The organism is Promicromonospora citrea (assembly GCF_013004695.1).
In the GTDB taxonomy this organism is placed as follows: Bacteria; Actinomycetota; Actinomycetes; order Actinomycetales; family Cellulomonadaceae; genus Promicromonospora; species Promicromonospora citrea.
In genome coordinates this window covers 68472-76545 of sequence record NZ_JABEMG010000007.1, presented here as the reverse complement: position 1 = coordinate 76545, position 8074 = coordinate 68472, and the positions used below count along the sequence as shown (strand labels likewise).

Sequence of the window (8074 nt, the reverse complement as noted above, 5' to 3'; positions counted from 1 at the left end):
GTGCCCGGCGAGGCGGGCGGTGTGCCCGGCGCGCCCCCGGCCCCGGGCGGTGCTTCGGCGACGTCGGGCACCGCAGGCACCCCGAGCCCGGCCGGCGTGCCGCCGATCCCCGGCGGCACCGCGTGGGTGGCCGAGATCTGGGTGGACCCCGACTGGTACGCGCACGAGCGCCCCGAGGACCCGCTGCCGTCGGCGGGTCTGCCCGGCCTCGTGACGCTGCGGCAGCGCAGCCTGCTGGTGGGGCGTCCGTCGCGGTCGCGGGGCATCTCGCCCGACATCGACTGCGGCAGCGACCCGGGCGTCTCCCGGCGCCACTGCCAGCTCACGACGGACGGTCAGCGCTGGTGGGTCGAGGACCTCGGCTCGTCGAACGGCACGTTCGTCGCCGCGGCGGGCGACCCCCTCCCCGACACCCCGCTGGCGCAGGGCATCCGCCAGGAGATCGAGGAGGGCGACCGGCTGTTCCTCGGCGCCTGGACCCGCCTCGTGATCCGCAAGGCGCTGCCGGGCGAGGTCTGATCGCGGCCGGCAGGCGTCAGTCCGCCGGCCGCAGCCGCAGCGCGGCGAGACCCGCCACGAGCACCACGACGACGTTGACCAGGACGAGCACCCGGTAGTCGACGACGGCCAGCAGGCCGGCTCCCAGCGCCGTCACCAGGGTGCCCGGCAGGTTGTTCACCAGGTGACCCGCCGCGGCGACCCGGCCCTGCAGCCGGTCCGGCGTGCGGACCTGGCGCTCGGTGACCCAGGCGATGATCGCCGCCGTCACCCCGAAACCGAGCACGGCCTGCCCGGCCACGGCGGGGACGACCCAGTGGAACAGGAGGGGGACCAGCCCCAGCCCGGCGGCCAGGATGCCCGCGGCGTACACGGCGGGCCGCCCGAACCGGATCATCAGCCGCGGGGCCAGCGCCCCTGCCGCGAACCCGGCGATGCCCTGCAGCACGGTGAGCGGCCCGAGCCAGGCCGCGGGCAGCCCGAGCCCGTCGAGCACCGCGAAGACGACGGCGTTGACCAGCCCGACGGACGCGAAGACGATGACGGCGTTCCATGTCATGCCGCCGAGCGGCCGGGTGCGGAACAGGTGCCGGAACCCCGCCGTCGTCGCCCGCAGGTAGGACTCCCCCGGCTCGCCGACGGCAGTGGACTCCTCGATCCGCACGAGCAGGAACACCACCGCCGCCCCGCCGAACCCTGCCACGGCGGTGACGACCAGCGGCGCCACGCCGACCAGCGCGTAGACCGCCGCGCCGAGCACGGGGAGGGCCACGCGGAGCACCTGGTCGATCATCGAGAGCCGCCCGTTGGCGTGGCCGAGGGCCTCGTCGGGCAGGAGGTCCTTGAGGAGGCCCGACTGGCACGCGCCCGTCACGTACGCGACGGCCGAGTAGACCAGCGTCGACGCGTAGACCAGCCAGACCTGGTCCGGCCGGCTGACCCACAGCAGCGGCAGCAGCCCCAGCGCACCGACGACGTAGGCGGCCACGAGCATGCGTCGCCGCGACAGCCGGTCGGCGAGGTGCCCGAGGAACGGCGAGGCGAGCGCGGGCAGCCCGAGCAGCGCGAACGTCAGGCCACCCAGCGCGGCGCTGCCCGTCAGATCGGCGACCCACACCGCCATGAGGAGCGTGAGCAGCGAGTCGGCGACGTTGGCGAGCGTCCAGCCGAGCACGAGCGTGCGGAACAGGGGCGTGCGCAGGTGGTGGGCGGGGCCGGTGGCGGGTTCTCCGGCCCGGACGGCCTCGGGGACCGTCTCGTCGTCCGCGGCGGGCGGCAGGGTCGAGGTCATGCGAGGTCGCCCTCCGGGTCCGGGATCTCGGCCCAGGCGGCACCGAAGAGGTGGGCCCTGCGGGCGCCGTCGGGCCGCCGGGCCGGGCTCTCCGAACGGCCGCGGAACGGCGCGGTGAGCTCCTCGAGCCGGCGGGAGAGCTCGTCGAGCTCGTCGCGGGTGGCCCAGAACTCCTGGTGGGTCTGGGTGCTCGCGAAGAGCCAGGCCGGGTCGTCCCGGCCGGCGTCGGCGAGCCAGCGCTGGAGGACGGCGAACTGCTCGGCCACGAACATGCTGCCGAAGGCCTGGGCGGCGGGCAGGGAGTCGGGGTCGGACAGGTCGGGTCGCACGCTGAGCCCGCGGCTCACGAGGCGCCACGGACGCTCCTTGCCCTGAGCCGTCGCGCGCTCGATGTGGCCGTACTTCTCGAGCTGCCGCAGGTGGAACGAGCAGCTCGCGACCGACTCCCCCGTCCGGCGCGCGCACTGGGTCGCGGTGAGCTCGTCGCCCGGACCGAACAGGTCGAGCAGGCGCAGGCGCAGCGGGTGGGTGAGCGCCTTGATCGCGTCGGCCTGCGACACGACGGTGTCGCCGGGGACGTCGGGGCGCGTGAAGACCGGCTGGTGCGGGCGGTCCGTCCGGTCGGACGTCGCGTCGTGCGTCGCGTCTCGTGCGGGCTCGGGTTCGGGCATACAGCGAAGCTAAGACGCTAAAGAACACTTGCGCAAGAAATCTTTAGCATCTTCACCCGGGCCGCGCCCCGGCCAGGCGCCCGCGCGAATAAAGACGTGCGCCGGGACCGGTGCCGCTGCGACGCTGGTGGCACACCGCGGTGACGTCCGTCCGGTCCGTACCGGGCGGTGGACGAGGTCCGGCCAGACCTCACGTCGGGGAACCGACTTCCAACGTCACGAAAGGCACTCACGTGCACACCGAGTTCGACCTGGCGCAGACCCTCCACAGGGAGCGCCTCCGGGACGCCGAGGAGAACCGGCGCTCCCGCCGGCTCCGCGAGGAGCAGAAGCGACGCAGGGCCGAGGCCCGCGCCGCACACCGGACCCGCCACCGCGCACCGGCAGCCGCCCTGCGCGCCCGGTCCGCATGACGCGTACGGCGCCGGCCGGAGGACCTCCGGCGCACGGCGCCCGCCACGTACCGAGGCAGAGCGTGCGATCGTCGCACGCTCTGCCTCGTTCTTTGCCCCGACAGTGGTCCGAATCACACCTCTGACCTGGGCAGACGTGCTGCAGATCACCACTGTCCGCCTTGCGAGGGATATCCCCGTCGGGGAGGATGTAACACGACGGAAACAATGAGGAGCACCCCACCGTGACCCGGTCGGAGACGCCCGCTGTGCCCGTCACCCTCTCCCCACCCCTGGAAGGAAAGTCACCGTGATGGACGCCAACTCCGCCTACTACATCGGCCGTGCCCAGGTCGCCGAGGTCGCCCGCCGCGCCGAGATCGCCGGCGCCCAGGAGCGTGCCCTGCGCGAGCGCCGTGAGCGCCGCGGCACCAAGCGCGCCAAGCGCTTCCGCCTCATCTGATCGGCGCCGCACCCCGGTCGTCGCCGCGCCTGATCGACCGCCGCGCCTGATCGACCGCCGACCGACAGCACCGGCCGGCCCGCCTGATCACCCAGCGCCTCCGGGCGCCGCACCCCTCTGGCCCTTCCACGGACCCCTCCGCCGGAAGGGCCTCTGTGTGCCCGCCACCGGCCGCCCGGTGCGGGTCCGCTCCGAGAACGACCTGCGGGACACCTCAGAGCCCTGTCCTGTCCCCCAGGTCGTTCTCGGAGCGGACCGCCGTCGACGACCCACCACAGCGCCCGCAGGAGATCTGCGGCGGACGGAATAGGGTGAGTCCGTGAGCCTTCCCAACCCCCACGAGCGCATCGTCTGGATCGACTGCGAGATGACGGGCCTGGACCTGCGTGCCGACGCGCTCGTCGAGGTCGCCGCGATCGTCACGGACTCGGAGCTGAACGTCCTCGGCACCGGCGTCGACGTCCTGGTCAAGCCTCCGGCCGAGGCCCTGGCCCAGATGAGCGACTTCGTGCGCACCATGCACACCACCTCCGGCCTGCTCGACGAGCTCGACGGGGGCCTGACCCTCCAGGAGGCGCAGGAGCAGATCCTCGCCTACGTCCGCGAGTGGGTCCCCGAGCCGGGCAAGGCGCCGCTCGCGGGCAACTCGGTGGGCACCGACAAGTCGTTCCTCGACCTGCACATGCCCGAGCTGGTGGAGTACCTGCACTACCGGATCATCGACGTGTCGTCGATCAAGGAGCTCTCCCGCCGCTGGTACCCGCGCGTCTACTTCGCGTCGCCGAAGAAGGAGGGCGGGCACCGCGCGCTGGCCGACATCCTCGAGTCGATCGACGAGCTGCGCTACTACCGCGAGGTGCTGTTCCCGCCCCAGCCGGGGCCCGACACGGCCACCGCGCGGGCCGCCGCGGCGCGCGTCGCGGAGACGTCCGTCACGAACCAGCTCGCCCCGTAGATTCGAGTTCGGTCCGTCGTCCCCGAGCATGTATGCTTTTCGACGGCCGCCGGTCCACGACCGGGGTCCATGGTGGGCGTAGCTCAGCTGGTAGAGCATCGCGTTGTGGTCGCGAGGGTCGCGGGTTCAAGTCCCGTCGCTCACCCCATCGACGAAGGGCCCCTCGCCTCGGCGAGGGGCCCTTGTCGTTCCCCGGGTACCGCCCGGCGGATCAGCCCAGCAGCTTCACGACGGCGTCGGCGACCTTCTCCTCGACACCCGTCCCGTACTTCATCCACAGCGACGGCTCGGTGAGCTCCAGCTCGAGGACCATCGGCACCCCGTCGTCGCCCGAGACGAGGTCGACTCGCGCGTAGGTGAGCTCGGCGCCCGTGGCCTGCCGGGCGACCTCGAGCGCGCGCCGCGCGACGTCCACCTGGGCGGGCGTGGCCTCGTACGGCGTCATCTCCTCGCGCGCCCAGAGCTCGTCGGCCGAGTCCTCGGCCGGCCCGGTGAGCAGGGCGTTCTTGCGGACGGCGTGCGTGAGCTCGCCGTCGACGAAGACGAGGCAGGTCTCGCCGGAGGTGTCCACCGACGTCACGTAGGGCTGGATCATGACCCAGCGGCCGTCGTCGAGCAGGCGCGTCGCGTGCGCGATGGCCTTGCCGCGCGACTGCGCGGACACCGGCTGGTACCGGCCCGTGTTCTGTGCGCCCGCGCTCACCACGGGCTTCACCACGAAGTCGCCGAACGCCGGCATGCGTGTGTGCACCGCACGCTTCGAGAGGTGGCGCGACGGGTCCAGCCAGATGGTCGGGATCACGGGGACGCCGGCGGCCTCGAGGTCGCGCAGGTACCGCTTGTCGGTGTTCCACTCGATGACGGAGGCCGGGTTGGCCACGCGCGGCAGCGAGCGGGCCCACGCCACGAACTCGTCGTGCCGCGGCGAGTAGTCCCACGTCGACCGCACGAGCACGAGGTCGTACGCCGGCCAGTCGACGGCCGGGTCGTCCCAGACCGCGGGTTCGGCCGTGATGCCGCGCCCGCCGAGCGCGGCGATCAGCGGGACGTCGTCCGCGTCGAGGTCGGGGAGCTGGGAGCAGGTCGCGAGGGCTACGCGTCGGTTCGTCACGCCCTTGAGACTAGCGCCGGGCACGCCCCGCGACCCCTGGTCAGGGAGCGGCGTCCGCCACAGCGGTACCGCCGGCGGACCCTGCACCGGACCGCGCATCGTCGTCGGTCACCGCGTCGTCGGTCACCGCGTCGGCCAGGCCCTCGTCGGACACCGCGGCGTCCGCCGCGCGGCGCAGCGCCCCGAGGATGCCGTCCGCCGTGAGCGAGCCGACCACGTCGCCCGACTTCCCCACGACCGGGACCCGGCCCATGGCCGAGCCGGGCAGCGCGGCGACGGCCTCGAACGCGTCCGTCAGCCGCGCGCCCAGCCGGACGGGCGGCGGCGCGGGCCGGACGATCAGGTCGGCGCCGTCGAGATCGGCCTCCTGCACCTGCGCCAGCGCCAGCATCCGCGACGCCGAGCCGTCCCCGATGAAGTCGCGCACGCGGTCGGACGCCGGGTGGGCGAGCACCGCCAGCGGGCTGGCGACCTGCTCGAGGTGCCCGCCGCGTGACAGGACGGCGATCCGGTCCCCGAGGCGCGCCGCCTCGTCGATGTCGTGCGTGACGAGGACCACCGTCGTGCCCGTCTCCCGCTGGATGCGCTGGAACTCCGCCTGCAGGTGCCGCCGGAACTCCGGGTCGACGGCGCCGAACGGCTCGTCCATGAGCAGCACGGGCGGGTCGGTCGCGAGCGCGCGGGCCACGCCGATCCGCTGCCGCTCACCGCCCGACAGCTCGTGGGGGTAGCGCTTGGCGTACGTCGCGGCAGGCAGGCCGACGAGGTCGAGCAGCTCGGCGACGCGGGCGCGCGTCCTGCGGCGGTCCCAGCCCAGCAGGCCCGGCACTGTCGCGATGTTCGCCTCGACCGTGCGGTGCGGGAAGAGGCCGACGTTCTGGATGACGTAGCCGATGCGGCGGCGCAGCTTCACCGGGTCGGCCCGCGTGACGTCCTCGCCGTCGAGCAGGATCCGGCCCGACGTCGGCTCCACCAGCCGGTTGATCATCCGCAGCGTGGTCGACTTGCCGCAGCCCGACGGGCCGACCAGCGCGAGCACCTCGTGCTCGCGCACGGCCAGGCTCAGCCCCGCGACGGCGACGGTGCCGTCGGGGTACGCCTTGCGGACGGTGTCGAGCTCGATGACGGTGCGCTCTGCCATGCGTCGAACCTACAGGCCCCCACCGACACGCACGGCACCACCCACCACGCACGCCACCACCGGCGCGTCGGGTGCCGGACACCCGGGTGCGTGTCGGTGGCCCACGGTACGGTCGGACCCATGCCCGGCAACCCGTGGTTCTCCTGGTCGTACGTGGTCGGCAACGCGCCGGCGCTGTGGCAGCGCACGCTCGAGCACGTGGGCGTCACGGCCGAGGCGGTGGCGATCTCGACGGCGATCGCGGTGCCGCTCGGCGTGCTCGTCTCGCGGCAGCGCTGGCTGTCCGGCCCGGTGCTCGGCGTCGCGGCCGTCGCCTACACGATCCCGTCGCTGGGCCTGTTCGCGATCCTGGCGCCGCTCATCGGCATCGGGCGCACGCCGGTGCTCATCGGCCTGGTCGTCTACTCGATCCTCATCATCCTGCGGAACACCACGGCGGGCCTCGCCACCGTGGACCCTGCGGTCGTCGACGCCGCGCGCGGGCTGGGCTACGGGCCCGGCCGGCTGCTGCTGCAGGTGTCGCTGCCGAGCGCCCTGCCCAGCATCATCGCGGGGGTGCGCCTGGCCACCGTGTCGTCGGTCGCGCTCGTGACGGTGGGGGTCGTCGTCGGGTTCGGCGGCCTCGGGCAGATCATGTTCCAGGGCTTCCGCAACAACCTCTACCGGGCCGAGATCATGACGGCGACGATCGGGACCATCCTCGTCGCCCTCGTGCTCGATCTCCTGCTCTGGGCGGCCGGCCGCGCGCTGACCCCGTGGCTGCGCCGGAGGGCCGCATGACCGCCCCGGCCGGCGTCCTGCAGGAGGCGTTCGTCTGGCTCAACGACCCGCTGACCTGGACGGAGCAGGGCGGCGTGCTCGAGCTGGCCGGCGAGCACCTGCTCATGACCGTCGCCGCCGTCGGGGCCGCGGCCGCGGTGACGATCCCCGTGGGCGCCTGGCTCGGGCACACCGACCGCGGCGCCGGGCTGGTCGTGTGGCTGACGAACGCCTCGCGCGCGCTGCCGACGCTCGGCATCATCCTGCTGCTCGCCTCGACCGGGTTGTTCGGCAACACGGCGACCGTGATCGCCGCCGCCTTCTTCGCCGCGCCCGTGCTGCTGGTCAACACCTACGAGGGCGTGCGCGGCGTCGACCCGGACGCGCGCGACGCGGCGCGCGGCATGGGCATGACCGGGGCCGGCGTGCTGCTGCGCGTCGAGCTGCCGCTGGCCACGACGCTCGTGTCCGCGGGCCTGCGGACCACGATCGTCCAGGTGGTCGCGACCATCCCCCTGGCGGCCCTGGCAGGCGGTGGCGGGCTGGGCAAGATCATCACGTTCGGTCTGGGCACGCAGCGGTACGGCGAGGTGCTCGCCGGTGGTGTGCTGGTCGCCGTGCTGTGCCTCGCGATCGACGGCGTGCTCGCCGTCGGTCAACGTCTCGCCACGCCCGCGCCGTTGCGCCCAGGCAGGACATGACGATCTTCTGACGGGTCGGGGTGTCCCCGCGACAGCCCTTGCCATCCGCCCCTCTCCGGGGTCGAATGGGACCTACCAGAGCGTAGAACAGA

10 protein-coding genes and 1 tRNA gene are annotated in these 8074 nt (G+C 73.6%); 7 read left to right on the top strand and 4 right to left on the bottom strand.

Annotation, left to right across the window (positions count from 1 at the left end):
- A partial coding sequence (locus HLB15_RS23925; RefSeq protein ID WP_249359860.1) for an FHA domain-containing protein occupies nucleotides 1-519 on the top strand: 519 nt, incomplete at its 5' end.
- 16 nt (nucleotides 520-535) lie between these two features.
- On the opposite strand, the gene HLB15_RS03045 is transcribed toward HLB15_RS23925, so the two are convergent.
- Both HLB15_RS03045 and HLB15_RS03040 read right to left on the bottom strand, forming a co-directional pair.
- Complete coding sequence (locus HLB15_RS03045) at nucleotides 536-1789, bottom strand: MFS transporter (protein WP_171103555.1); 1254 nt, start codon at nucleotides 1787-1789, stop codon at nucleotides 536-538.
- Nucleotides 1786-2460 (bottom strand): winged helix-turn-helix domain-containing protein, encoded by a 675-nt coding sequence (locus HLB15_RS03040; protein ID WP_171103554.1) that lies wholly within the window; start codon nucleotides 2458-2460, stop codon nucleotides 1786-1788. Before HLB15_RS03040 ends, HLB15_RS03045 begins: the two co-directional genes overlap by 4 nt.
- 233 nt (nucleotides 2461-2693) lie before the next feature.
- On the opposite strand from HLB15_RS03040, the gene HLB15_RS03035 reads away from it, so the two are divergent.
- The 4 genes from HLB15_RS03035 (at nucleotide 2694) to HLB15_RS03020 (ending at nucleotide 4418) form a co-directional block, all read left to right on the top strand.
- A complete protein-coding gene (locus HLB15_RS03035; protein ID WP_171103552.1) occupies nucleotides 2694-2873 on the top strand; it encodes a hypothetical protein in 180 nt (59 codons plus the stop codon).
- A 292-nt stretch (nucleotides 2874-3165) separates the two neighbouring features.
- Nucleotides 3166-3315: a hypothetical protein gene (locus tag HLB15_RS03030; protein ID WP_171103550.1), complete on the top strand. Its 150-nt coding sequence runs from the start codon at nucleotides 3166-3168 to the stop codon at nucleotides 3313-3315.
- Between the two features lie 319 nt (nucleotides 3316-3634).
- Nucleotides 3635-4270: an oligoribonuclease gene (gene orn / locus HLB15_RS03025; RefSeq protein ID WP_171103548.1), complete on the top strand. Its 636-nt coding sequence runs from the start codon at nucleotides 3635-3637 to the stop codon at nucleotides 4268-4270.
- Nucleotides 4271-4342: 72 nt separating this feature from the next.
- A tRNA-His gene (locus tag HLB15_RS03020) sits at nucleotides 4343-4418 on the top strand.
- A 63-nt stretch (nucleotides 4419-4481) separates the two neighbouring features.
- Here the strand turns inward: HLB15_RS03020 and HLB15_RS03015 are convergent.
- The gene (locus HLB15_RS03015) at nucleotides 4482-5381 is read right to left on the bottom strand and encodes an ATP-grasp domain-containing protein (protein WP_171103547.1); all 900 of its coding nucleotides are present in this window, start codon (nucleotides 5379-5381) and stop codon (nucleotides 4482-4484) included.
- A 40-nt stretch (nucleotides 5382-5421) separates the two neighbouring features.
- A complete protein-coding gene (locus HLB15_RS03010; protein ID WP_229785353.1) occupies nucleotides 5422-6522 on the bottom strand; it encodes an ABC transporter ATP-binding protein in 1101 nt (366 codons plus the stop codon).
- A 120-nt stretch (nucleotides 6523-6642) separates the two neighbouring features.
- Between HLB15_RS03010 and HLB15_RS03005 the strand changes: the two genes are divergently transcribed.
- Together HLB15_RS03005 and HLB15_RS03000 are read left to right on the top strand one after the other, a co-directional pair.
- Nucleotides 6643-7302, top strand: a complete 660-nt coding sequence (locus HLB15_RS03005; protein WP_171103545.1) for an ABC transporter permease — start codon at nucleotides 6643-6645, stop codon at nucleotides 7300-7302.
- Nucleotides 7299-7982 carry an ABC transporter permease gene (locus HLB15_RS03000; RefSeq protein WP_171103543.1) on the top strand — a complete coding sequence of 228 codons (684 nt, stop codon included), beginning with the start codon at nucleotides 7299-7301 and terminating at the stop codon, nucleotides 7980-7982. Before HLB15_RS03005 ends, HLB15_RS03000 begins: the two co-directional genes overlap by 4 nt.
- Nucleotides 7983-8074 lie beyond the last annotated feature (92 nt).

Coding starts and splice junctions, on each gene's coding strand:
- HLB15_RS03045 (WP_171103555.1), bottom strand. CDS start 1,789: ATGACCTCGACCCTGCCGCCCGCCGCGGACGACGAGACGGTCCCCGAG.
- HLB15_RS03040 (WP_171103554.1), bottom strand. CDS start 2,460: ATGCCCGAACCCGAGCCCGCACGAGACGCGACGCACGACGCGACGTCC.
- HLB15_RS03030 (WP_171103550.1), top strand. CDS start 3,166: ATGGACGCCAACTCCGCCTACTACATCGGCCGTGCCCAGGTCGCCGAG.
- HLB15_RS03010 (WP_229785353.1), bottom strand. CDS start 6,522: ATGGCAGAGCGCACCGTCATCGAGCTCGACACCGTCCGCAAGGCGTAC.
- HLB15_RS03005 (WP_171103545.1), top strand. CDS start 6,643: ATGCCCGGCAACCCGTGGTTCTCCTGGTCGTACGTGGTCGGCAACGCG.
- HLB15_RS03000 (WP_171103543.1), top strand. CDS start 7,299: ATGACCGCCCCGGCCGGCGTCCTGCAGGAGGCGTTCGTCTGGCTCAAC.